The following is a 26024-nucleotide window of genomic DNA, read 5'->3' on the forward strand; positions in this document are numbered from 1 at the left end:
ATCACTATTTTTGTCCGGTTGCAAAATTAATCAAAATATGGAGTCTGGAGATATTATTTATTTTATCCTTCTGGTATTTTTCATGATATTGGGTTTTTTTAATGATTCCCGCAAGAAAAAGCAACAGCAACAGAAGCAATCGGAAGCGCGAGAGCGGCCGGAAACTGAATTCCGCCCCTTTTTAGAAGGGGAGCAGGAGTTTATACCCCCCCGGTCAGAGGGCAAAAAGCGTAAAACTCCCCCGCCGATACCTGCTGCTTATTCGGCAAACGAAAGATACGATAATTTTCAGTCCTCAATCGATCTGGTATCTATTCACGAAGAACCTTCTACCCTCTCGAGTTATACCTTTGATTATGATGTGAATTCCTTTTATGAGCTGGATCCGGCTTCACCTGATTCACCGGATAAAGTCCGGGAGGATCAATCAAGGAAATCATCGCATCCGTTGCTTCAGGATCTGAGAGAAGGAACAGGCCGGGAAGAACTTAAAAAAGGGTTGATTTACGGAGAGATTATGCAAAGGAAGTATTGAAAATATATCGATATCTAAACACAAAAATATTTACTGTTTATGGCATTACAATTTATTAGCGCTGAAGAGGCTGCGGCACTCGTGAACAATGACGACAACGTAGGCTTCAGCGGTTTCACCCATGCCGGATGTCCCAAAGTGGTTCCGGTAGAGATTGCCAAAAGGGCGGAGGCAGAACATGCCAAAGGCAATCCTTTCAAGATCGGTGTATTCACGGGAGCATCCACGGGCGACTCCATAGACGGTGCGCTTGCCCGGGCGAAAGCGATCAAATTCCGCACACCTTACCAGACCAACAAGGATATGCGTGATGCGATCAACCGGGGAGAATTGGACTATTTCGATCTTCATCTTTCGCAGTTGGCCCAGGAAATCCGGTATGGTTTTCTCGGCAAGGTCAATGTGGCTGTCATAGAGGCATGTGAAGTGACCGGGAAAGGGGAGATCGTTCCCACCACGGCCGTGGGCATTACACCCACCATCTGTCGGCTGGCGGATATCGTGATCGTGGAGCTTAACAAGCAAGTCCCCTCGAAATTACGTGGTATTCACGATATATACGAACTGCAGGATCCTCCCAAGCGGCGGGAAATACCTATATTCGAAGTACAGGCACGGGTGGGGCTCGATTATGTGAAGGTGGATCCGGAAAAGATATTTGTGGTGGAAACCGACAGGGACGGCGAAGGAAGCGGTTTCGCTCCGGTGGATGAGGTTACCCGGCAGATAGGGAACAATGTGGCCGACTTTTTCGTCTCGGAGATGAAGGCGGGACGTATTCCCGCCCATTTTCTGCCTATCCAGTCGGGAGTGGGAAATATTGCCAACGCTGTGTTGGCCTCGATGGGAAGCAATCCCGATATACCTCGTTTCGAGGTATATACGGAAGTGATACAGGACGCTGTCCTCGACATGATGCAGAAAGGTTTCATCTCGTTTGCCAGCGGCTGCTCGCTTACTGTAAGCAATGATGCGCTTCATCAGTTCTATGACGATCTCGATTTCTTTAAAAATAAACTGGTATTACGACCGTCGGAGGTCTCCAATAATCCGGGGATGGCGCGCCGGCTCGGCATCATCGCCCTCAATACCGCCATCGAAGTGGATATCTTCGGCAGCGTGAACTCCACCCATGTGAATGGCACCCATATGATGAACGGGATCGGTGGGTCGGGTGATTTTACCCGCAACTCATACCTTTCTATATTCCTTACTCCTTCTACCGCCAAGAATGGCGCTATAAGCTGCATCGTGCCCAAAGTGACGCATGAAGATCACAATGAGCATTCTGTGAAGATTGTGGTGTCGGAATTTGGTGTGGCCGACCTGAGGGGCAAAGGACCGAGAAAACGCGCCGAAGAGATCATCGAGAAGTGTGCCCATCCCGATTACCGTCCGCTTCTGCATGAATATCTTAACCGTGGCGTGAAGGGACATCTCCCTCAGGATATTTACGCTTGCTACGCTTTCCACCATGCCTTGAGAGAAACCCGAAGCATGCTCAATACCGACTTCTCGAAATATCAGATAGGTTGACCTCGTTGAGAAACAACTCCGGGGAGTTTGTCCCTTAAAAACAGTGGAGTTTGTCCCTTAAAAATAAATGGAGTTATCCTGACAGAAAAACGCTCATGTCAGGATAACTTTTCTTTTGTGGATACCTGGGCTGCTGGGCGGTTTGCCGTTATCTCCTGAGATACTCGCGCAATACATATTGCAGAATACCTTCATTTTTGTAATACTCTATCTCAATATTGGAATCTAAACGTGCCTCAACCTGAAAATCAGTGACTTTCCCCGATGGATGTGCCGCATTGACGTGAAGTATTTTATGGGGAACCAGATTATTCGCTAAGCCGGTTATAGAAAAGGTTTCAGTCCCGTCTAATCCCAGTGACTCAGCGTTCTGCCCATGCATAAAAACCAATGGTGCAACCCCCATACCCACCAGGTTACTTCTATGGATTCGCTCAAAGCTCTCGGCGATCACTGCTTTTATTCCTAACAGGAACGTCCCTTTTGCCGCCCAGTCTCTCGACGAGCCGGAACCGTATTCTTTTCCGGCCAGGACAATCAGGGGTGTTCCGTCGTTTTTATATGACATTGCCGTTTCGTAAACGCTTTTCACCTCATTTGACGGGAAATAAGTACTATATCCACCTTCCCTGTCTGTAATTTTATTTTTAAGGCGGACATTGGCAAAGGTACCCCGCATCATCACTTCATGATTACCCCTGCGAGAGCCGTAAGAATTGAAATCTGCCCGGCTGACCCCGTGCTCCAGCAGGTATTTACCCGCCGCGCTATCTTCTCTGAATGAACCCGCGGGAGAGATATGATCGGTAGTTACGGAATCACCCAGATATAATAACACCCGGGCATTATGTATATCCCTTAAGGGGGGTAATGCTTCACTCAGCCCTTCGAAAAATGGAGACTCTTTGATGTATGTTGAATTTCTGTCCCATTCGTAATTCTCATCCAGGTTGACTTTCAGATTTTGCCAATCAGCGGAGCCGTCGAAGATCACATCGTAAACCTGCTTAAAATCTTCGATCCTCATGCAGGCCTTAATTGTTTCTGTAATTTCATCCCTGTTGGGCCAGATATCCCTGAGATACACGGGATTGCCATTCGGGTCATAGTCCAGGGGATCTTCCATGAGATTGGTATCTATCCTGCCTGCCAAGGCATAAGCCACGACAAGCATCGGGGACATCAGGAAATTCATCTTTACCTGTGGATGGACACGGGCCTCAAAGTTCCTGTTACCGGACAATACTGCCGATACAATCAATTCGCCCTTTTCCACAGCTTCGGCTATGTGGGGAGGAAGCGGCCCGGAATTTCCGATGCAGGATGTGCAACCATATCCAACCGTATGAAAACGCAAAGCTTCCAGATCGGCATTGAGTCCGGAGCGCTCCAGATACTGTGTCACCACTTTAGATCCCGGCGCCAGGGAGGTTTTAACCCACGATTTGGTGCGTAATCCCCTCTTCACCGCATTTCTTGCCAATAATCCGGCTCCCACCATTACAGCCGGATTGGACGTATTGGTGCAACTGGTGATCGCGGCAATAACGATACTCCCGTCACTTAGCACCAATTCTTTATCCTTGTGTTTGATCCTTACTGATCGGATAGATTCCCTTTCCACCTCATAGGTGGTGGGCGCATTGACCGGCACCTTGCCAAAGGTGAATTCCGTTCCCGATCCCCCGTCGGCAAGCCAGGCGGATTCACGTCTGTCACGCGGAGGATAATAAAACCGGGAATATTCCTTTTCCAGCAGCATTTGGAATTGTTCACCCAACTCTTCGACCAGGATTTTGTCCTGGGGTCGTTTGGGCCCTGAAACAGTGGGTTGGAGAGTAGACAGGTCAAATTCCACCACTGAGGAATACTGGATATTTTCATTTCCTGTCCGCCATAACAGATTCTCTTTACAATAGGTTTCGACAATCTCCACCTCTTCTTCTGTGCGATTGGTCTGACGCATGTATTGCAAGGTGAGTTCATCAATCGGGAAATAGGTCACCGTACATCCGAATTCGGGCGACATGTTGGAGATGGTGGCTCTGTCGGTGACGGTTAAAGTGTCCAAACCATCACCAAACACTTCCACAAATTTCCCGACAACACCTTTCTCCCTTAACACCTTCGTGATCGACAATACCATATCGGTAGCGGTACATTGTTCCGGGATCTTTCCTGTCAACTTCAACCCTATTACTTGGGGGCAGGTAAAGAAAATGGGTTGTCCAAGCATGGCTGCTTCCGCCTCGATACCGCCCACTCCCCATCCAATAACCCCTATGCCATTCACCATGGGGGTATGGGAATCGGTGCCCACCAATGAGTCAGGGAACAACCAACCATCACGGCTTATGATCCCCTTTGCCAAGTATTCCAGGTTAACCTGATGACAAATGCCCAATCCGGGAGGAACTACTGTGAAATTACGAAGCCCGTTCTGGGCCCATTTCAATAATTCATACCGTTCCTTGTTTCTCTCATACTCAACCTGTACGTTTTTGTCGTATGAATAGTCCGTGCCGTAATAATCAACCTGTACCGAGTGATCGATCACTAAATCGACAGGAATGGCAGGGTTGATTTTCTGGCCATCTTTGCCATGCCGGATATATTCAGCGCGAAGTGAAGCCATGTCGACAACAGCGGGCACTCCGGTAAAGTCCTGCATTAAGATGCGCGCCGGCTTAAAAGGGATATCCTTGTCAACCAGGGCGGGTGTCCAGTTAACCAACGTATGGATATGGTCATCGGTGATGCTGAACCCGTCATAATTCCGTAACACATTTTCCAATAGAATACGGATACTGAACGGCAGATGTTCAACCTGACCGTAAGGAAGCTCTTTGAGAGAACTGTAAAAGTAGTTTTTTCCTTTCACTGTAAGTTCCCGAAATGATTTTGATTTAGTTGTTTCCATAGCACACTGTATAATATTCTCCACTTAACTAACAACGAAGTGAAGAGAAAGGTTTAAATATTGCTTGTGAGGCGCTGATCTTATGACCGTTCCCGAAGGGATCGATTTATTGTCAAACACGAAAGTGAAGGCGCCACATTGCAGCCATCACGGGTGTTTTACTTATGAATAGAGCGGATTTTCTTTCTGTTTAGATTGACCAATATGTATGCTTAAGCACATATCTTTCAGGTGATCCCCGTTATATCGATATTTGAAGATATAAATAAACAAAAAGCGACTACGCTTTTAATCGTAATCGCCTCATTGTCAGCTGTCGGGATGACTGGATTCGAACCAGCGACCACTCGCCCCCCAGACGAGTACTCTAAACCGGACTGAGCTACATCCCGCAAAAGTGAGTGCAAAAGTAGCACATTATTTTTAATTCCGCAAATTTAGATTCGGCTTTGTTTAATGTATATTATGAATTTATTTATGATCGGATAAAAAAATAGTTGTTAATTTGCGGTTTGGTAAACAGAGAGATTGTTGATGTCTTTTTGAAAATCCATTGTTATGCTATCCGGATGGATAAAATGATGGGCAGCGTACTGCTGAAAGGCTTCAATAACCTTAAAAAGAAATAGTTATATTCAATGACTTTCACTGCAAAGCAAATAGCCGATTTTCTGAAAGGTGAGATAGTCGGCAACCCGGAAGTAAAAGTTTCCAATTTTTCGAAGATCGAAGAGGGAAAAGCAGGTACTATCACTTTCCTGGCCAATCTGAAGTATACTCCCTATATTTACAACACTGAAGCCGACATTGTGCTTGTAAACAATGATTTCGAGCCGGAGAAGCCGATCAGGGCCACCCTCATTAAAGTGCCCAATGCTTATGCTGCGTTGGCCTCATTGATGGAAATGGTGAATAAAAGTACCCCTCGTAAGCGGGGTATTGATCCACTGAGTTTTGTCTCGCCCACTGCGGTACTCAATGCAGACGTTTATGTGGGAGCGTTCGCCTATATCGGAGATCATGTTGAGATAGGGAATGACAGCAAGATCTACCCGCAATCTTATGTGGGAGACAATGTGAAGATCGGGAAAAATACCGTCATCTATCCCGGCGTAAGGATTTATCACAATTGTGTGATAGGCGATGATTGTATCCTGCATGCGGGTGCTGTGATCGGCGCGGACGGTTTCGGCTTTTCCAAAGAAGGGGAGATATATCATAAAATTCCCCAGTTGGGCAATGTAATTATCGAAGACGATGTGGAGATCGGAGCCAACACAACCATAGACCGCGCGGTGATGGGTTCTACTGTTATCCGTCGAGGCGTAAAACTCGATAATCTCATACAGATAGCACACAATTGTGAGATCGGTGAGCATACAGCTATGGCTGCCCAGGTAGGTATTGCCGGTTCTACCAAGATCGGTGAAAATTGTGTCTTTGGCGGGCAAGTGGGTATTGGTGGACATATCACTATTGGGAAAAACAGTCAGATAGGTGCTCAGTCCGGAATCATCAGTAATACCGAAGAGGGATCGGAAATCATCGGTTCCCCCGCTATGCCTGTGAAAAGTTTCTTCAAGTCAAGCATCATCATACCCAAGTTGCCGGATATGTACCGGCAGCTGAACAGGCTAGAGAGAGAGCTGGCTGAATTGAAGAAAAAGCTTGAGCTTGGCGATTAAATCCCTGTTTAATTAAGAAATATACCACACCCTCACAAATTTAAAAAAGAATCTGTGCAATTGATCTTTGCATCAGGAAAATACATTTTATTGAACGGTAATGAGGTGATATTGTTATTTGATGTTATCTTTGCACATAAATAGGAGAAATGAGAAATAAATTATGCTCCATAAGATACCTTGGACGATAGATAATTTTATTATATGAAACAGAAAACATTACAAAACAGCTTCACCTTAAGCGGTGTGGGTCTTCATACCGGATTGGATATTGTGGTAACTTTCAATCCTGCGCCTGTGGACCACGGATATAAGATAAAAAGAATTGACCTGGAAAATCAGCCGGTGATTGAAGTGTTGGCGGAAAATGTAGTGAATACGCAGCGCGGGACAGTAATCGGTAAAGGTAAGGCAACCGTAAGCACCATTGAGCACGGACTTTCGGCACTTTTCGCCCTGGGTATTGACAATTGTCTGATAGAGGTGAATGCATCTGAATTCCCCATCCTTGACGGAAGCGCTGTGGAGTATGTGAGAGAAATCCGAAAAGCAGGTATTCAAGAACAAGACAAAGACAAGGACTTTTATATTGTACGCAAGAAGATCGAGGTGTCCGATCCGGAAACCGGCTCAAAATTAACGCTCCTGCCCGACGATTCGTTTTGTATCAACTCATTTATTGAATTTGAATCGCAATATATTCCCAATCAATCGGCTTCAATGGACAACATTGCCGATTATGAGGCGGAGATTGCTCCCGCGCGTACTTTCGTGTTTGTGCGCGAAATCCAACAGTTACGCCAGGCCGGTCTTATCAAAGGGGGGAATCTGGATAATGCCATCGTAATTTATGAAAGGAAATTATCACAGAAAGAGTTGGACGATATAGCCGACGAGCTGCAGGTCCCCCGTCATAATGCCGATGAATTGGGTTATCTGAACAGTCGTAAGTTGATGTTTCCCAATGAGCCCGCCCGTCATAAGCTACTCGATATTATCGGAGATATGGCCCTTATCGGTAAACCCATCAAGGGACGGCTTATTGCCACACGTCCCGGACACAAGATCAATAATCAATTGGCCCGGTTGATCCGTAAGGATATCAAACTCAATGAAGTGCAGCCGCCGGTATATGATGTGACCCAGGAGCCGGTTATGGATAACAATCGTATCCGGGAATTGTTGCCTCATCGTTATCCTTTCCTGATGGTAGATAAAATTATACAGATGACGAATAAGTTTATTGTGGGTGTGAAAAATATCACAACCAATGAACCTTTTTTTGTGGGGCATTTTCCTCAGGAACCGGTGATGCCGGGGGTATTACAGGTTGAGGCAATGGCACAGACAGGAGGGTTGCTCGTGCTTTCCGGATTGGACGAACCGGAAAGATACTCTACCTATTTTCTCAAGATCGATAATGTGAAGTTCCGTCATAAAGTGGTTCCGGGTGATACCATTATCTTCCGGGTGGAACTTACCAGTGAAATGCGCAGGGGGATTGCTACTATGCGGGGGTTGGCATTCCTTGGAGATAAAGTGGTTTCCGAGGCCGACTTCACGGCACAGATCATCAAAAATAAATAAGATAAACTAATTACATATGAGCAGTGTTTCATCTTTAGCTTATGTGCACCCGGAAGCTAAGCTCGGGGATAATGTGGTTGTTGAGCCTTTTGCATACATCGATGGTAATACCGAAATAGGTGAGGGCACCCGAATAATGACTCACGCCACAGTATTGAGTGGGGCACGTATTGGAAAGGATTGTACCATCTTTCCTCACGCAACAGTGGCCGGTATCCCCCAAGACCTTAAGTTCAGGGGAGAAGATACGGAAGCTATCATAGGAAATAATACTATCATACGTGAATGTGCCACTGTAAACAGGGGCACTGCCTCCAAAGGATTCACAAAAGTGGGATCAGACTGTCTGATCATGGCCTATAGCCATGTGGCTCACGATTGTCTCCTCAGTGATCATGTGATCCTGGGTAATTCCACTCAATTGGCAGGTGAGGTGGAGATCGAGGATTATGCGATCGTCAGCGGAGGGGTGTTGGTGCATCAGTTCTCCAGGATTGGCGCACATGTAATGATACAGGGAGGATCCAAGATCCCCAAGGATATTCCTCCTTATGTAATGGTTGGGCGGGAACCCATTGTTTTTGTGGGGTTGAATGTGGTAGGGCTGAGACGGAGAGGTTTTACCAGTGAACGTATCAACTCCATTCAGGAGATATACCGCTATTTGTACCAGTCCGGATTCAATGTCACACAGGCCACGGAACGAATCGAGAAAGAACTGCCAGAAACCGACGACCGTAATCATATCCTGGATTTTATTCGTTCATCGAGCCGCGGCATTGTCCGTGGAAATATGGAGGGATAAAGCATGCCGGGTATTATTTTTCCGGCGGAATGGTATCCTCAGAGTGCTGTGCAGGTTACCTGGCCGCATACGGAGACCGACTGGGCGGATGATCTGGAGGAGGTTACGGCTTGTTATATAGGCTTCTCAAGAGAGATTCTTAAACGACAAAAGTTACTGGTAGTCTGTGCCCATGCCCGTGAAATTGGGAAATATTTTTCGCGGGATGAGCGGAAAAATCTCATTTGCGCGGAGATAGAAAGTAACGACACCTGGGCGCGGGATCATGGAGGGATCTCTCTTTTTATCGATGACAGACCTGCGATTTCAGATTTTGGATTCAATGGATGGGGGTTGAAATTTGCGGCCAACCGTGATAACCTGATTACAGGAAGGCTTTTCGAAAAAAGTGTTTTTCAACCCGGAGTAGCATACCGCAATAATTTACACTTCATATTGGAAGGCGGATCGATAGAATCCGACGGAAAAGGCACGTTGCTTACTACCTCGCAGTGTTTGTTAGCCCCCAACCGCAATCAACCGATGACGCAGGATGAGATTGACGATTATCTGAAACAATGTCTTGGCGCAGAACGTGTTTTATGGCTCCACCACGGTTATCTGGCAGGTGACGACACAGACAGCCACATTGATACGCTAGCGCGTTTCTGCGATGAACAGACCATTGCTTATGTGAAATGCGACGATCCTCAAGATGAACATTATCAGGAGTTGAGAATGATGGAAGAGGAGCTGGAGTCTTTTGTCGCACATGATGGCCAGCCCTACCGCCTGGTCGGTCTGCCAATGGCCGATGCGGTATATCACGACGGAGAGCGTTTGCCGGCTACCTATGCTAATTTTTTAATTATCAACGGGGCTGTATTGATCCCCTTTTATGGTACTGAAAAAGATCATATCGCAAAAGATCAGTTACGGGAAATTTTTCCGGATCGGGAGATAATCGGGGTTGATTGCGGTCCGCTTATCCGTCAACATGGCTCGCTCCACTGTGCAACTATGCAGTTTCCCATCGGTTTTCTCTGAAGTTTCCCATCGGTTTTCTCTGAATAGGTGGAAAGGTGGGGAAGTGGGAATCTAAAAGTGAAAGTAAATATTAGAGCCAAGAACCAAGAGCCAAGAGTCAAGAGCCAAGAGCCAAGAGCCAAGAACCAAGAACCAAGACTTTTAAATTTCTTCACTTTCCAGTTCTCAGTTCCCAGTTCTCAGTTCTCAGTTCCCAGTTCCCAGTTCCCAGTTCCCAGTTCCCAGTTCCCAGTTCCCAGTTCTAAGTTCTAATTTCTAATTGTAATTAATAATTTTATATGCGAGTAGGGATCATTCAACAGGCCAATACGCCCGATAGGGAAGAAAATATAAGGCGCTTACAGCGGAAAATCAGACAGCTGGCTCAGGGAGGAGCAGAGCTGGTTGTAATGCAGGAGTTGCATAATGGCCTCTATTTTTGTCAAACCGAAGATACTGCCATTTTCAACCAGGCAGAAACTATTCCCGGGTCGTCTACCGATTTGTTCGGCCGGTTGGCAAGGGAGTTGGGGGTGGTTATTGTACTTTCCTTGTTTGAGAAACGTGCTGCCGGCCTTTACCATAATACGGCGGTAGTGATGGAGCAAGATGGATCCATTGCCGGTAAATACCGGAAAATGCATATTCCTGACGATCCGGCTTATTACGAGAAATTTTATTTCACCCCCGGTGATCTGGGTTTTCACCCCATTGAGACGTCGGTCGGGAAGTTAGGGGTACTGGTCTGCTGGGATCAATGGTATCCCGAAGCGGCGCGCCTGATGGCCCTGTCAGGGGCGGAATTGCTGATCTACCCCACCGCTATCGGTTGGGAATCTACCGACCCCGAAGATGAAAAACAGCGCCAGCTCGATGCCTGGGTTACGTTGCAGCGGGGGCATGCCGTGGCGAATGGTTTGCCCGTTGTCGCGGTGAACCGTTCCGGTTTTGAACCCGACCCGTCAGGACTCACCAATGGCATTCAATTTTGGGGCAACAGTTTTATCTGCGGACCGCAAGGAGAGTTTTTGTATCGCGCCGGCAGCGAGGAAGTTTCACATATTATTGAGATCGACAGGGAGCGTACCGAGAATGTGCGTCGCTGGTGGCCTTTCTTTAGGGATCGCCGCATCGATGAGTACGGCCAATTGACCAAACGATGGATCGATTGAGTTGTCGGTAAATATGAAGTGGATAAATTGATAAAGGTCGCCCGATTTGAGCGACCTTTTTCTTTGGATGTTTTCAGTCTTTTTACCTTCGTCCGGAAGATCTGCCGGATCTGTTGCTTTCTCTGCTGCTCCTTGTTGATGAAGTGCTTGTATCGCTGTTGTTTCCGCTTGATGAACCGGAACTCGATCTTACCGAGGAGCTTTGGTTCTCACTTCTTGAGGAGCTTGAGCCCGAACGTGCGGTGGTGCTGTTTCTATTATCCGAGGAACTTTCCGTTCTTGTTGCCGTACCGCTGTTGCTTCTTGAGGAGCTTGAACCCGAACGTGTGATGGTGCTGTTTCTATTATCCGAGGAACGTTCCGTTCTTACTGCCGTACCGCTGTTGCTTCTGGAGGAGCTCTGAGGTGTAACCGTGGTACTCCTGGTGTTGGATGAGTTGCCGCGTGAATTGGTTGCAGAACTACGGTTGTTCCTGCCGGAGGAATTCTCCTGAGATCTTACGGTAGTACTTCTGTCATTGGAACCTGACGACCTTTGTGATCTGACAGTGGTACCATTGTCGTTTCTTGTGGAACTCCCCGACGACCTTACTGCAGGGTTCCGATTCGTGGATGTTCCGCTCCGTGAAGTCGTTCCTTCAGAGACTCTTGTATTGCTGTTGCTGTTTCTGACCGTTCCGCTGCTATTCCTTCTTTCCGTGCTTCTTCCGCTTACCGAGGATCTGGTATTGGAGGATCTGCTGTTGTTGGCATCAGGACGATAGACGCTTACCGCATTACCGCTGACCCTTGTCGCCCTGCCGGAACGGTTGTTGTTGCTTTCGAGCCGGCGTACCGTAACCTTTCTGCCTGTTTCACGTTCGTAATCCCTGGCGTTCGGGCCGCTGTAATAACGGTTGTCATTATATATATAAGTGTTATTGACGATAGTCGTCCTGTTGTAGATGGTGGGGCTGTACCGGTTATAATACCTGTGCATGCTCCGGTTATACATGTATCTTGAGGGTAGGAAAGTCCAGTAGTTGTGAGGAGCATTCACATGAATGTGTATATTGACGCCGGGGCCCATCGGTGCCCAACCGTAATAACCGCCTCCGCTTCTCCATGTTACCCAGGCAGGTGCCCATTCGTAACCCGGGATCCATGCCCATCCATAGTAGTCGTCATAGTACCACCGTCCGTAGTGGAAAGGCGCCCATCCCCAAGAGAAGTTCGACACCCAGGTATTTCCGTAATCGGTTATCACCCAGTAGCCATTGGTGGCATACGGGTGAAAATCCCTACCCACATTGGGAATCCAGATGCGGCCGTAAGTGCGGTCGTTAATCCATCTACCGTATGGTCTCAATTCGTGGTAGAATACGTTGAATGATATACCGCCTCTGTGATAGCCGTCGTCATAGTATTCCTCTTCGTAATAATAGTCGTCATATACCTGGGAGTAGACATAATTCCGGGAGGTTCCGCATGACCACATTACCAGTGCGATTACCGAGAGAATGAGGGGATGTCTTAAAGCTTTCATATCCGTAGTTGTTAAAGGGTGTAACTTCATTCCTTTCTTTAGCAATATGACATCCTTTTTACGGAATGGTTTAACAATTCAAGATTCAAAATTCAAGATTCAACGGGGGCGTTCTGGCTTCACCGAACATTGTTTCATTCCACAATTTCACAATTTGGCTCACACCGATTGTTAATTGACTACGTCGATTTATAATTCATGATTCAGTGAATTTTCACTGCCTTCACTATTTTTCACTTTCCCTTTCCCTCTTCCCTTTTTCCTCTTCATTCTTCCCTCTTCATTTTTCACTTTTCATTCTTCACTTTTCATTTTTCACTTTTCATTCTTCATTCTTCACTTTTCCCTCTTCATTCTTCACTCTTCATTCTTCACTCTTCACTCTTCATTCTTCCCTATTTAAATACCTGGTCGATGCCGGAGAATCCCATAAACGCCATGGCCATGATGCCGGCGGTGATCAGTGCCAGGGGAATCCCTTTCATCGCCTTGGGTACCTTGGTCAGCGCCAGTTGCTCACGGATACCGGAGAAAATGATCAGCGCCAGGGCGAAGCCAATGGATGTGGCAATCGCGTAGATGACTGATTCAAGCAGATTATAATCTTTCTGTGTGACCAGTATGGCTACCCCCAGTATGGCACAGTTAGTGGTGATCAGCGGAAGAAATACTCCCAGGGCTTGGTAAAGCGAAGGAGATATTTTTTTGAGAATAATCTCCACCATCTGTACCAATGCCGCGATCACCAAGATAAAGGTGATAGTTTGTAGATATTCCAGCCCAAAAGTTTCCAGAACACCTCTTTGCAGAAGGAACGTGACGATGGTGGCAATAGTCATTACAAAGGTGACAGCCAGCCCCATGCCGATAGCTGTATCCACTTTCTTGGATACACCCAGGAATGGGCAGATACCCAGAAACTGGGCCAATACCACGTTGTTCACAAATATGGCGACAATGATGATTCCGATAATTTCCATAATCCTTCAGGTTAGTTAGTGCTTTCTTTCTTTTGGAGTTTATTGAAAAGGGCGATCAGGTACCCCAGCGCGATAAAGGCGCCTGGTGCCAGTACAAATATCAATGAACCGAATTGTTCAGGATAGATATTCAGCGAGAATATCTTACCGGTACCTAACAATTCACGTACAGCGCCCAATAGGGTGAGTGCAAAGGTGAAACCCAGTCCGATCCCCAGTCCGTCGAAGATTGATGGAGCTACCCCGTTCCTTGAAGCAAATGATTCCGCGCGCCCCAGTACGACACAGTTCACCACGATCAGTGGAATAAAAATACCCAAACTATCGGCCAACGCCGGCACATAGGCTTTCATCATCATTTCGATGATGGTCACGAAGGTGGCGATCACTACGATGTAGGCCGGGATACGCACCATATCGGGGATGAGGTTTTTCAGCATCGAGATGACCGCATTGGAACAGGTCAGCACGAACAGGGTCGCCAGTCCCATACTCATCCCGTTAATGGCCGAACTGGTGGTTGCCAATGTGGGGCACATCCCCAGTAGCAACACGAAAATGGGATTCTCTTTAATAATGCCGTTGAGCAGTACTTTCAAATGGTTATTCATTGCCGTCTCCTCCCTCCTCTGATATTGTATCTTGTTTGTGATTGTCATTCTCTACTCCAGGGCCGTCTGTCACCTTCCCCGACTGGGTGTCTTCGTAGGAGGCGGTGGCGCCGCTTGTCGTGTCAGTGCTTCCTGAATAGGCGGCGTAAGCTCTGTTGACTGCTTCGAGGAAGGCCCTCGAGGTGATGGTCGACCCGGTAATGGCATCCACGTCTCCTCCGTCTTTTGAAACCCTCAGCGCACCTTTGGACAGGTCTCGCCCGATGATCGACTGCGACGGTTTCGCGGCATCCCTGAACCAATCCGACATCTTTGACCCTAATCCCGGAGTCTCGGCGTGTTGCAAGACCGAATAATTCACGATCTTGTGTTCCATGTCAAAGCCTACCATGATCTGTATATTTCCGTTGAACCCATTATTGGAAAAGCTATTCAGCGCGTATCCCACCATTTGATCCCCCTTTTTTGCGGGATAAACCAGAAGAGAGTCTGCTTGTCCGACAGGCATTGTGAAGGCTTCCGCAGTCGGGTTATTGTCAAATTCAGGCACTACCTCGCCGATGGCGTTCTGCAGTTTCATCGCTTTGGCCTCTGCAATCGGCTTTGCCGTCATTTTATTCACCTGTGCCAGCAGTACAGCCACCGTAAGGCATATCAGCGACAGCGACAGGAACATATTTTTGAATGATGATTTTAATTTAGCCATGTTTCACTACCTCCCCGAATCGTTTAGGTGTTGTGTAATTGTTGATCAGCGGTGTAAAGGCATTCATCAGCAGGATTGCGAATGAAACTCCTTCCGGATAGGCTCCCCAAAGGCGTATGGCGACGGTGATAAAGCCGATTCCCACACCGTAAATAAGCATTCCCTTTTTTGTCATGGGCGACGTTACATAGTCGGTCGCCATGAAGACCGCGCCCAGCATCAATCCTCCCGAAAAGAGATGGATCAGCGGGTGGTAGAGCGGGATGGGGTTGAAAATATATATTATCCCTGTAAAGATGGCTACAGTAGCCATAATGGAGACAGGGATATGCCATGTGATCACCTTCTTCCAGAGCAACCATCCTAAACCGAGAAGCAGTGCCAGGGCGCTCATTTCACCGATGGAACCGGCTTCGGTGCCAAAAAACATCGTTTGTAAAGATGGCAGCAGTTCCGGATTCGACTTGAGGTTACCCAATACGGTTGCCGAGGTGACAGCATCGACCGCCCCGGCAATATCGGGTGCCGGCCAGAGGGTCATCTGCGCCGGAAATGAGATCAGCAGGAAGATACGTCCCGCGATGGCGGGGTTAAAGATATTATTACCCAATCCTCCGAAAGACAATTTCACCACACCGATGGCGAACAGGCATCCCAGTGCCAGTATCCATACCGGCAGGTTGGACGGTACGTTGAAAGCCAGCAACACACCGGTAATGATAGCCGAACCGTCGAGCACGGTGGGTGTTTTCTTTATGATATATTTTACGATGAGATATTCAAATGCCACGCAAAAAAGCACAGCCAAGGCGGTAATGATCAATGCATCGAGCCGGAAGACATATAAAGCGACCAGGAACGCCGGAATAAGCGCGACAAGCACCCCGTACATGTTTTTTTCAATCGTGTCCCCGCTGTGAATATGAGGTGAGGGGGAAACAACCAGTTTGTTCTCCATATCTAAAGTTACTCTAAGCGTTAGTTTTTCTATTCCTGATGATTGTGTTCACCCTGCCTTTTCCCAGCCTGATATGATCAAGTAGCGGGCGGTCCGCGGGACAGGTGTAACTGCATGAGCCGCATTCAATGCAATCGGCGATACGGTGTTTTTCCGCTTGGTCCCATACCTCGAATTCTGTCAGATTCATCAGTAGGGTGGGGTTCAGACCCATCGGGCAAACACTTATACATTTGGCGCAACGGATACAATCTTTCATTGCTTTCCGTTTTGCTTCCAATGTGGGAATAAGTAATATCCCTGACGTTCCTTTGGTCACCGGCACGTCGATACTCGCCAAAGCTTTCCCCATCATGGGGCCGCCACTGACGATCTTGCCGGTGGTTTCTGGTAATCCGCCGGCCGCGTCGATCAGATTGGCTGCCGGGATACCCACCCGTGAGAGGATATTGCACGGCAGTTTCACATCTTTTCCGGTAACAGTTACCACCCGCTCAACCAACGGTTTGTTTTTCTGCACCGCTTCATAAATAGCCAAAACAGTCCCCACGTTCTGTACCACTGCGCCTACCGAAATGGGTAGGGCGCCGCTGGGCACCTGTCGTCCGATCAGCGCGTCGATCAACTGTTTCTCGCCTCCCTGCGGGTACTGTACCTTCAGGGCTTCCACACTGATACCGGGATATGCTTCCGCGCATTTCCCGAATTTTTCGATAGCGTCTTTCTTATTGTTTTCAATACCTATGATGGCCTTGTCCACGTTCAATGCTTTCATCACGATGGTGGTACCCACCATGATCTCCTCTGTTCTTTCCATCATCAGCCGGTGATCGGAGGTAAGCCAGGGTTCACACTCCACGCCATTGATGATTAGTATTTCCGGTCTGGATCCGGGAGGAGGAGTCAGTTTTACATGGGTGGGAAAAGTAGCGCCACCCATACCGACAATTCCCGCAGCGGCGATCTTGTCGAGGATCTCCCCGGGGGAGAGGTTACACTCTTTCTTCAGGTCCGGTGAGCGGTCGATCGACTCTTCCCATTCATCACCTTCCACTTTAATGAATACGGCATCGCGCCTGTACCCGCTTGCATCCATCGTTTTATCGAGTTTTAACACGGTACCCGATACGGATGAGTGGATATTGGCTGACACGAATCCCACACTCTTGCCGATAAGAGTCCCCACCTTCACGGTATCGCCTTTTTTCACCACAGGTTGGCAAGGAGCGCCGATGTGTTGGGCCAGCGGAATAATTACCTGATTGGGAATGGCAATGGGTTGTATTGCGTTTCCCGCGGAGACTTTCTGTTCTTTCGGGTGAATACCGCCAATTCTGAAAGTTTTTAACATATATGATATCCTTAAATCTTATGCGTCGACTGTGGCTTTTTCCTCTTTGGGTGATTTATCTTTCCGGGGTGGGAAGTTCAACTCCAAGATGGAATTGGTGGGGCAGACCGGTACACATTTACGGCAGAGCCGGCATTTGTCGTCATTGATATAAGCCAGGTTGTTCTCGATGGTAATGGCTTCGAACGGACAGGCCTGCTGGCATTTGCTGCACCCGATACATGCTACCTCGCATGACTTGCGGGCCACGCCTCCTTTTTCTTCATTGACGCAACTCACATAGATCCGCCGTGACTTGGGTCCCTGTTTGCGTAGTTCGATAATGTCTTTCGGACATGCTTTTACACAGGCTCCGCAAGCAGTGCATTTGTCCTCCACCACTTCGGGGAGCATGGTCTCCGGATTGATATGGATGGCGTCGAAAGTGCAGGACGCTTCGCAGTCGCCCAGCCCGAGACAGCCGAAAGAGCATCCGGTATCTCCACCGTAAAGTGCCGCGGCAATGGTACAGTTGGATGCTCCATCGTAGAGGTTGATGCGGGGACGGTGCTCACATGTCCCGTTACAGCGCACCACCGCAATCTTTTTCACAGCTACCGGGGCGGCCTGCCCCAGAATCCGGGCCACTTTGTCCATGGTTGCCTGTCCACCTACCGGACAATTGAGTCCTTCCAAGGTGTCGGCTTTTACGCAGGCCGATGCAAATGACGCGCATCCGGGGAAACCGCATCCCCCACAGTTGGCAGCGGGTAAGACATCCTGAACCTCCTGTATGCGAGGATCTTCTTCTACCTTGAATTTTTGCCCGATCAGGTACAATATGGCAGCGCTACCGGCGCCAATCACACCTAAAGTTACCACGGCAGTAAGCAATACACTCATATTTTGAATTAAAAATTAAAAATTATAAGTGAAAAATTAAAAATCGAGTCCCATCCGAAAAGTCTTTTTACCCAAATTCCCTCAAAATAACTATTGATTTTCAATGAGTTGGGATCCTGTGAAATCGGTTTTGGGGAATTTCGGAGCATACTCAAAATTAAAAGTGAAAAGTTGAACAAGACGTCCGGTTTCTCGCAGGGGCAATCCAATTTTCCCTTTTCATTCTTCCTTCTTCCCTCTTCATTCTTCCCTTTTCATTCTTCATTCTTCATTCTTCATTCTTCATTCCTCATTCTTCACTCTTCACTCTTCATTTTCCTTATATTGAATTGAAACGAGTTTGCCATTTTTTTTCTCAGAAGATAAAGGATCAGGTAGTACGGGATAAGAGCAACCATTGCGGTGATCGCCCCTTCCGTTTCATTGAAGTTCCATAACGATAAAGTGAGGATAAGCGCTAAAATGAGTATGATCAGCGGAAGAACAAATGCCCAGAAAACAGCCTTGTGACCCATTGATTCTTTTCCTTCGATAATCACCCTTTCATTTTGATGAAACCGGCCGGAAAAGTCGACTACCTCGACCAGCTTTTCTTTCGAGTCGGCAGCCATGCAGGCCCCTTTGGCATGACATGCACTACAAGCCGATTGTTGCAGGATACGTACGGTCACCTGATTGTCGTTGATTTTCTCAATAATTCCTTCGTGTTCGATCATGAAACAACAGTAAAATGATCCTTATCTCTTACATCCAATTTGATGACAAAGTTAAGATTATTTTTGAGATAAGTAAAAGTTTTTTTGAACTTACTCATGGTTTAGACGTTATTAAGCGACCAAAGTATTCGGCATTCAATTTTTCATTTTGATAGCGTGATTAGGGATATAGATTTTATTTATGATCTGGCTGCGATAAGTTTCTCTGAATTAGCCGAACATTTACAGAAGAGTATTTGTTAAAAAGTTGAATAGCGGTGCGAAACAGCTGGTTTTATTTTTTGGATTAAAAAAACAAATATATTTGATATTCTATCCTTATGGTTTTTGACATTGACATGATTCGAAAGGTCTACGCACATCTTCCCGCGAAGATACAACAGGCAAAAGATGCTTTACAACGGCCTTTGACTTTGACTGAAAAAATCCTCTTTGCACATCTTTGGCCCGGGGTCCCGGTGAAAAATTACCAACGCGCGGGCGATTACGTGGATTTCGCTCCCGATCGCGTGGCGATGCAGGATGCCACGGCGCAGATGGCGTTACTTCAGTTGATGAATTCCGGACGAACCCATGTGGCGGTACCTTCCACTGTGCACTGTGACCATTTGATTCAGGCATATAAGAACGCACAAACCGATCTGGATGCAGCCAATATGACTAACAGGGAAGTATATGAGTTCCTTCGCGATGTATCCAACAAATATGGAATTGGCTTCTGGAAACCCGGTGCCGGGATCATTCATCAGGTGGTGCTCGAAAACTATGCTTTCCCGGGAGGAATGATGGTAGGTACCGATTCGCATACCCCTAACGCAGGCGGGTTGGGTATGATAGCCATTGGTGTGGGCGGTGCCGACGCGGTGGATGTGATGGCCGGCTTGCCCTGGGAGTTGAAAATGCCGAAACTGATAGGGGTGAAACTGACCGGAAAACTGTCGGGATGGAGTGCGCCCAAGGATGTGATATTGAAAGTGGCCGGTATTCTTACTGTAAAAGGGGGCACCAATGCCATTATCGAATATTTCGGTGAAGGAGCGGAATCGCTCTCCGCCACGGGGAAGGGAACCATTTGCAATATGGGGGCCGAAGTGGGGGCTACCACTTCTATCTTCCCGTTCGACGAAAAGTCGGCAGCCTATCTGGAAAGTACCGGAAGGAAAGAGGTGGCCGACGCAGCCCGCGGGATCATGGAACACCTGCGACCGGATCAGGAGGTAGTCGCCGATCCCGTAAAATATTATGACAAATTGATCGAAATAGACCTTTCTCTTCTGGAACCGCATATCAATGGACCCTTTACGCCTGACGCAGCCTATACCATTTCGGAATTCGGTAAAGCGGTGAAAGAGCATGACTACCCGCGAAAAATGGAGGTGGGATTAATCGGTTCATGTACCAACTCATCGTATGAGGACCTTACCCGGGCGGTTTCCATCGTGAAGCAAGCACGGGATGAGAGCGTGCCGGTGAAAGCGCGGTTCCTGATCAATCCCGGCTCAGAGCAGATCCGTTACACGGCTGAACGTGACGGTATCCTCGAAGTCTTCGAAGCGGCGGGCGCCACCATAATTGCCAATGCGTGTGGCCCCTGTATCGGGCAGTGGAAGCGTGATGATGATGCGAAAGACCGCCCCAATTCCATCGTGACTTCGTTTAACCGCAACTTTGCGAAACGGAACGACGGCAATCCCAATACCCATGCATTTGTAACCTCTCCCGAATTGGTAGCCGCGTTGACTATCGCCGGTGACCTCTGTTTCAATCCGCTGACCGATACCCTTCGAAATGAAAAAGGAGAGTGGGTGAAACTGGTTGAACCCACCGGTTTTGAAATGCCGCCCGGAGGATATGATGTGAAAGATGCGGGATACCTGGCACCATCCGAAGACGGAAGCAGTGTACAGGTGGCCATTGACCCCAATTCGAACCGATTGCAGAAGCTCGAACCATTCCCCGCGTGGGACGGTGAGGACTATATGGGATTGCCGTTGCTTATCAAGGTAAAAGGAAAATGCACTACCGACCATATCTCCATGGCCGGGCCGTGGCTCCGTTTCCGCGGACATCTTGATAATATTTCAGATAACATGCTGATCGGAGCGGTGAATGCTTTCAACAATGAGACCAATTCGGTGCTCGACCCCGGAACCATGGGCTATTCTCCTGTGCCGACACTTGCCCGGAAATTCAAAGCGGAAGGAGTCGGCTCTGTCGTTGTGGCTGAAGAAAATTATGGTGAGGGCTCTAGCCGTGAACATGCCGCCATGGAACCGCGCCATCTCAATGTAAAGGTGATCCTGGTTAAATCTTTTGCCCGCATTCATGAGACGAACCTGAAGAAACAGGGCATGCTGGCGCTTACCTTTGTCAACAAGGAGGATTATGATAACGTCCAGGAAAGGGATAAGATTAGCGTCAAAGGATTAAAAGGGTTTGCTCCCGGTAGAAACCTGACTGTGGAGTTGCTTCATGCTGATGGCACGAAAGATACTTTTGAAGTAGCCCATACCTATAACGAACAACAAATTGAGTGGTTCAAAGCGGGTAGTGCGCTGAATGCCATGAATAAATAATCTTTAAACCTACGCTATTTATGATGAATGGAACCCTTGATAACACTGCGTTTGGTCATCCGGATGCTCCTTGGTTGTGTATAACCCGTCGCGACGGCCGCCTTGTCGTACCCGATCATCCCGTTATTCCCTTCATTGAAGGCGACGGAATAGGAAAAGAGATATCGATCCATGTGCAGGGGATTGTCGATAGCGCTGTCGACAAGGCATACGGGGGAAAACGAAAAATTGGCTGGAAGGAAGTGCTGGCCGGTGAAAAAGCTTTCAATAAAGTGGGAAGCTGGTTGCCGGATGAAACCATTGAAGCCTTTCGCGGCTGCCTGGTGGGAATAAAGGGGCCGCTCACCACGCCGGTAGGAGAGGGGATACGCTCACTCAATGTGGCTCTCCGCCAGGAATTGGACCTTTATGTATGCCTTCGCCCTGTGCGATGGTTCAAGGGAGTGGCTACACCGTTGCTACATCCCGAGAAAGTGCATGTTACCATTTTCCGGGAGAATACGGAAGATATCTATGCCGGTATCGAGTGGGCGGCCGGTACGCCGGAGTTGAAGAGGGTTTTAAAATTCCTGCAGGAAGAGATGGGGGTAGGGAAAATCCGTTTTCCGGAGAGCACCTCGCTGGGAGTGAAACCCGTCTCCGTGGAAGGGACGGAGAGGTTGGTGAGGGCGGCTATCGAATATGCCCTGGGACATGGTTTGCCTTCAGTGACCCTGGTGCACAAGGGAAACATCATGAAATTCACCGAAGGGGGGTTCAAAAAATGGGGCTATGCCCTTGCCGAACGTGAATTTGCCGATCAGACATTCACAGAGAATATTTTCAATAAGATAAAGGCTGAACAGGGGTTGGAAAAAGCCGTGGAAGCTTATAACCACGCGATTGAATCGGGAAAGGTCTTTGTCAAGGATGTGATTGCCGACGCGTTTCTTCAGAACACACTTCTTAAACCGGAAGAGTATTCGGTGATCGCGACACTCAACCTGAACGGCGATTATATTTCCGACCAGTTGGCGGCGATGGTAGGCGGTATCGGTATCGCGCCGGGTGCTAATATCAATTACCATACGGGACATGCTATTTTTGAGGCGACACACGGCACCGCCCCCGATATTGCCGGGAAAGACAAGGCGAATCCCTGTTCCATGCTGCTTTCAGCAGTAATGATGTTGGAATATATGGGATGGAAAGAAGCAGGTGACCTGATCACTTCGGCGTTGGAGGTCCTTTTCGAAAACGGGTATGGGACTTCTGACCTGGCGCAGTTCATGGAAAACGGAAAACCATTGTCCACATCCGATTTTTCCGGCAAAGTGATTGAGAATCTGTAATAATGTTTACTTCTGTAAACAAATCCAGGCAAAAGAATGTTAAAAAGACGGGATGCCGTTACTCTGTCGCCATTGAAGGAAGTTTTCGTCAAGCTAAGTAAATAATAAACAAAATATATCACTATGGATAATGAACAATTGAGAAAAACATTGTCGGACTCTGTTGCCTTCACAAGCAATATCGACAAGGATCTTTTTACCAAGATGGGTGTGAAGCGCGGCCTTCGCAATGAAGATCACTCGGGAGTACTTGCCGGACTTACACGTGTGGGCGATGTGGTAGGCTATGAACGTCAGCTTGACGGTACCTTGACCCCTGTGCCGGGTAAACTTTTTTATCGGGGAATGGATGTGGAGGAGCTGGTGAGGGGTGTGCAACAGGAAAACCGCCTGGGATTCGAGGAGGCTACTTTTCTGCTTTTGTCGGGTCGCCTTCCCAATAGTGAAGAGCTAAAAGCCGCGGAGCAACTGATTGCACAGACGATGCCGTTGAATCACAGGGCCACCATGAATATTATGGCCCTGAAGGGAGGGAATATTATGAATATCCTGGCCAGGAGCGTGCTGGAACTTTATACCTATGATGAAAATCCGGATGATATCTCTCCTGAAAATCTTATCAGCCAGTCGATCAACCTGATTGCCAAATTCCCTACCATTATCGCCTACGCTTATCAGGTGTTGAGGCATGACCAGATGGGGCGTTCCCTGCATATCCGCCATCCTTATGAAGACCGTTCGGTGGCGGAGAATTTCTTATATATGATGAAGGGGCGTGACAGTTATACGGAGCTTGATGTGAAAATTCTCGACTTGGCGCTGGTGCTTCATGCGGAACATGGAGGAGGAAACAACTCCACTTTCTCGGTACGGGTCACCAGTTCGACCGAAACGGATACCTATTCTGCCATTGCCGCGGGTATCGGTTCATTGAAAGGGCCGCTCCATGGAGGAGCCAACATCAAGGTGCAAGGCATGTTGGAAGACATGAGGAAAAATGTGAAAGACTGGACAAACCGGTCACAGATAGACGAGTATCTGACAAAAATATTGAGGAAAGAGGCATACGACCGCACCGGCCTTATCTACGGTATCGGCCATGCCGTCTATACGATCAGCGACCCGCGTGCCATACTATTGAAAGAGATGGCGCGTGATCTGGCCAAGGAAAAAGGGCGTGAAGAGGAGTTCGCCTTTATGGAGTTGATAGAAGAACGGGCCGTAGAGGTATTTCTTGGTTTCAAGAAGAGTACGGCCAAGGCACGGACATGTATCAACGTGGACTTCTATTCGGGGTTTGTGTACGATGCTCTCGGATTACCCCCGGAGGTGTTCACGCCGCTTTTTGCCATGGCGCGTATCGTGGGTTGGTCGGCCCACCGGATCGAGGAGATGAATTTCATCAGCAAACGCCTGATCCGTCCGGCATACAAAAACGTGCGTGAGAAACAACCCTTTATCCCGATGAATGAACGATAACCCTCCCCTTCCATGCAAAAGATAAAAGTCAATAATCCTATCGTTGAGTTGGATGGTGACGAGATGACCCGCATCATCTGGTCCTTCATCAAGGAACAACTCATCTTACCCTATCTCGACCTGGATATTAAATATTACGATCTGAGTATACAACATCGCGATGCAACGGAAGACCATGTGACGGTGGAAGCTGCCGAGGCCATCAAAAAATATAATGTAGGAGTCAAGTGCGCCACCATCACGCCGGATGAGGCGCGCGTGAAGGAATTCGGACTGAAGCGGATGTGGAAATCACCCAACGGAACCATCCGTAATATTGTGGGAGGAACGGTATTCCGCGAGCCGATCATCTGCAGCAATATCCCCCGTTATGTACAGGGATGGACTCAACCCATTATCATCGGGCGTCATGCCTTTGGCGACCAGTACCGGGCCACGGATAAGGTTATCAGGGGGAAAGGCACGCTCCGCCTTACCTTCACCAACGAAGAGGGTGAAACACAAAGCTGGGAAGTGTATGATTTCAAGGGGGACGGGGTCGCCATGGCGATGTACAATACCGACGAGTCTGTCTACGGATTTGCCCGTTCGTCCTTCCAGATGGCGCTAACCAAAAGATATCCGCTCTATCTCTCTACCAAGAATACTATCCTGAAAGCCTATGACGGTAGATTTAAGGATATTTTTCAGGAGGTGTATGAGAATGAATTCAAAGCCGAATTTGAGAGGGCCGGCATCACTTATGAACATCGGTTGATCGATGATATGGTGGCTGCGGCCATGAAGTGGAGCGGGGGATTTGTATGGGCATGCAAGAACTACGACGGGGATGTGCAATCCGATACGGTGGCGCAGGGTTTCGGTTCGCTGGGGATGATGTCTTCCGTATTGGTGACACCCGACGGTAAAACGGTGGAGGCCGAAGCGGCACATGGCACCGTGACGCGGCACTATCGCCAGCATCAGCAGGGTAGAGAGACCAGTACCAATCCCATTGCTTCTATTTTCGCATGGACACGAGGATTGGCGCACCGGGGACGGCTCGACGGCAATCCACCGCTTATCGACTTCTGTGAGAAGTTGGAACAGGTGTGTATAGAGACCGTGGAAGGGGGTGAGATGACCAAAGACCTGGCACTCCTCGTCTACGGGAACGACGCGTCGCGTGACACCTATCTCACTACGCAGGAGTTCCTGCAGGCGTTGAAGCGGAATCTGGAAAAGAAGTGGGTTTAGTCCCGTTGTTAGAGAGTTCCAGAAACTTGTCATACCCTCTTTTATTGATGTTTTCTTTGGTTATCTTCCCGCTAGAATATCCATTGCTTTACCTCATCGGGCTCATTCTTGATTCTTGCGCCGATAATGTATTTGTATCGCGCTGATTCAAGTAGTTCGATGTTCTTCTTGTTCACCAATCCGGAATCGACTACCACCACGAAGTCCGTCAAATCGAACCTTTTGACAAAATCTTCACGGACGATAACAAGATGTCTGAACACTTCGTCTTCGATGCAGTCAAAGCCCACCAGGCGGAAAACCCGGTCTAAAATTAATTGGGTACCATTTAAATTTCGGGAGCATTTATGGCAATGCCGAAACCGCGGGAGCCAAATACATGATCGTGGAGGTGGAAAGATACACCCAAGGATTAAGTCCTTTTGAAA

Annotated in this window: 21 protein-coding genes and 1 tRNA gene; 11 read left to right on the forward strand and 11 right to left on the reverse strand. The window is 48.1% G+C overall.

From position 1 onward, the window contains the following. The first annotated feature begins 37 nt into the window (after nt 1–37). Together D7D25_RS13370 and D7D25_RS13375 are read left to right on the forward strand one after the other, a co-directional pair. Nucleotides 38–535 carry a hypothetical protein gene (locus D7D25_RS13370; protein ID WP_122969448.1) on the forward strand — a complete coding sequence of 166 codons (498 nt, stop codon included), beginning with the start codon at nt 38–40 and terminating at the stop codon, nt 533–535. A gap of 39 nt (nt 536–574) precedes the next feature. Then, on the forward strand, nt 575–2071 hold the full coding sequence (locus D7D25_RS13375; protein ID WP_122969449.1) for a succinate CoA transferase: 1497 nt from the start codon (nt 575–577) through the stop codon (nt 2069–2071). A 148-nt stretch (nt 2072–2219) separates the two neighbouring features. Here D7D25_RS13375 and acnA read toward each other — a convergent pair whose 3' ends face one another. Beyond that, the gene (acnA, locus tag D7D25_RS13380; protein ID WP_122969450.1) at nt 2220–4991 is read right to left on the reverse strand and encodes an aconitate hydratase AcnA; all 2772 of its coding nucleotides are present in this window, start codon (nt 4989–4991) and stop codon (nt 2220–2222) included. Between the two features lie 316 nt (nt 4992–5307). Continuing rightward, nucleotides 5308–5383, reverse strand: a tRNA-Pro gene (locus D7D25_RS13385). 246 nt (nt 5384–5629) lie between these two features. Here D7D25_RS13385 and lpxD point away from each other — a divergent pair. From lpxD to D7D25_RS13410, 5 genes are all read left to right on the forward strand, one after another. Beyond that, the gene (lpxD, locus tag D7D25_RS13390) at nt 5630–6676 is read left to right on the forward strand and encodes a UDP-3-O-(3-hydroxymyristoyl)glucosamine N-acyltransferase (protein ID WP_122969451.1); all 1047 of its coding nucleotides are present in this window, start codon (nt 5630–5632) and stop codon (nt 6674–6676) included. A gap of 204 nt (nt 6677–6880) precedes the next feature. After that, a complete protein-coding gene (locus D7D25_RS13395) occupies nt 6881–8263 on the forward strand; it encodes a bifunctional UDP-3-O-[3-hydroxymyristoyl] N-acetylglucosamine deacetylase/3-hydroxyacyl-ACP dehydratase (protein ID WP_122969452.1) in 1383 nt (460 codons plus the stop codon). Nucleotides 8264–8279: 16 nt separating this feature from the next. Further along, nucleotides 8280–9068: an acyl-ACP--UDP-N-acetylglucosamine O-acyltransferase gene (gene lpxA / locus D7D25_RS13400; protein WP_122969453.1), complete on the forward strand. Its 789-nt coding sequence runs from the start codon at nt 8280–8282 to the stop codon at nt 9066–9068. A 3-nt stretch (nt 9069–9071) separates the two neighbouring features. Continuing rightward, nucleotides 9072–10094, forward strand: a complete 1023-nt coding sequence (locus tag D7D25_RS13405) for an agmatine deiminase family protein (protein WP_122969454.1) — start codon at nt 9072–9074, stop codon at nt 10092–10094. 278 nt (nt 10095–10372) lie between these two features. Continuing rightward, a complete protein-coding gene (locus tag D7D25_RS13410; RefSeq protein WP_122969455.1) occupies nt 10373–11245 on the forward strand; it encodes a carbon-nitrogen hydrolase in 873 nt (290 codons plus the stop codon). Between the two features lie 82 nt (nt 11246–11327). On the opposite strand, the gene D7D25_RS13415 is transcribed toward D7D25_RS13410, so the two are convergent. From D7D25_RS13415 to D7D25_RS13450, 8 genes are all read right to left on the reverse strand, one after another. Next, nucleotides 11328–12770 carry a DUF6600 domain-containing protein gene (locus D7D25_RS13415; RefSeq protein ID WP_148038928.1) on the reverse strand — a complete coding sequence of 481 codons (1443 nt, stop codon included), beginning with the start codon at nt 12768–12770 and terminating at the stop codon, nt 11328–11330. Between the two features lie 395 nt (nt 12771–13165). Then, on the reverse strand, nt 13166–13750 hold the full coding sequence (gene rsxA, locus D7D25_RS13420) for an electron transport complex subunit RsxA (RefSeq protein WP_122969457.1): 585 nt from the start codon (nt 13748–13750) through the stop codon (nt 13166–13168). Between the two features lie 11 nt (nt 13751–13761). After that, nucleotides 13762–14361 (reverse strand): RnfABCDGE type electron transport complex subunit E, encoded by a 600-nt coding sequence (locus D7D25_RS13425; RefSeq protein WP_122969458.1) that lies wholly within the window; start codon nt 14359–14361, stop codon nt 13762–13764. Further along, complete coding sequence (locus D7D25_RS13430; RefSeq protein ID WP_122969459.1) at nt 14354–15067, reverse strand: RnfABCDGE type electron transport complex subunit G; 714 nt, start codon at nt 15065–15067, stop codon at nt 14354–14356. The genes D7D25_RS13425 and D7D25_RS13430 overlap by 8 nt, the downstream gene beginning before the upstream one ends. Continuing rightward, on the reverse strand, nt 15060–16025 hold the full coding sequence (locus D7D25_RS13435; protein WP_122969460.1) for an RnfABCDGE type electron transport complex subunit D: 966 nt from the start codon (nt 16023–16025) through the stop codon (nt 15060–15062). Before D7D25_RS13435 ends, D7D25_RS13430 begins: the two co-directional genes overlap by 8 nt. A 13-nt stretch (nt 16026–16038) precedes the next feature. After that, the gene (gene rsxC / locus D7D25_RS13440) at nt 16039–17376 is read right to left on the reverse strand and encodes an electron transport complex subunit RsxC (protein WP_122969461.1); all 1338 of its coding nucleotides are present in this window, start codon (nt 17374–17376) and stop codon (nt 16039–16041) included. 18 nt (nt 17377–17394) lie between these two features. Further along, complete coding sequence (locus tag D7D25_RS13445; RefSeq protein WP_122969462.1) at nt 17395–18258, reverse strand: Fe-S cluster domain-containing protein; 864 nt, start codon at nt 18256–18258, stop codon at nt 17395–17397. 296 nt (nt 18259–18554) lie between these two features. After that, complete coding sequence (locus tag D7D25_RS13450; RefSeq protein ID WP_122969463.1) at nt 18555–18974, reverse strand: SoxR reducing system RseC family protein; 420 nt, start codon at nt 18972–18974, stop codon at nt 18555–18557. Between the two features lie 320 nt (nt 18975–19294). On the opposite strand from D7D25_RS13450, the gene D7D25_RS13455 reads away from it, so the two are divergent. The 4 genes from D7D25_RS13455 (at nt 19295) to D7D25_RS13470 (ending at nt 25596) form a co-directional block, all read left to right on the forward strand. Then, nucleotides 19295–21550, forward strand: coding sequence for an aconitate hydratase (locus tag D7D25_RS13455; protein WP_122969464.1), 2256 nt, complete (start codon nt 19295–19297; stop codon nt 21548–21550). A 20-nt stretch (nt 21551–21570) separates the two neighbouring features. After that, nucleotides 21571–22881: an NADP-dependent isocitrate dehydrogenase gene (gene icd / locus D7D25_RS13460; protein WP_122969465.1), complete on the forward strand. Its 1311-nt coding sequence runs from the start codon at nt 21571–21573 to the stop codon at nt 22879–22881. A 123-nt stretch (nt 22882–23004) separates the two neighbouring features. Beyond that, complete coding sequence (locus D7D25_RS13465; protein ID WP_122969466.1) at nt 23005–24360, forward strand: citrate synthase; 1356 nt, start codon at nt 23005–23007, stop codon at nt 24358–24360. A gap of 12 nt (nt 24361–24372) precedes the next feature. After that, complete coding sequence (locus D7D25_RS13470) at nt 24373–25596, forward strand: NADP-dependent isocitrate dehydrogenase (RefSeq protein ID WP_122969467.1); 1224 nt, start codon at nt 24373–24375, stop codon at nt 25594–25596. A 71-nt stretch (nt 25597–25667) separates the two neighbouring features. Here the strand turns inward: D7D25_RS13470 and D7D25_RS17875 are convergent, their stop codons facing one another. Then, nucleotides 25668–25859 (reverse strand): hypothetical protein, encoded by a 192-nt coding sequence (locus tag D7D25_RS17875; protein ID WP_158602622.1) that lies wholly within the window; start codon nt 25857–25859, stop codon nt 25668–25670. Nucleotides 25860–26024: the final 165 nt, after the last annotated feature.

The sequence above is a fragment of the Proteiniphilum sp. X52 genome, assembly GCF_003712195.1.
Taxonomy (GTDB): domain Bacteria; phylum Bacteroidota; class Bacteroidia; order Bacteroidales; family Dysgonomonadaceae; genus Proteiniphilum.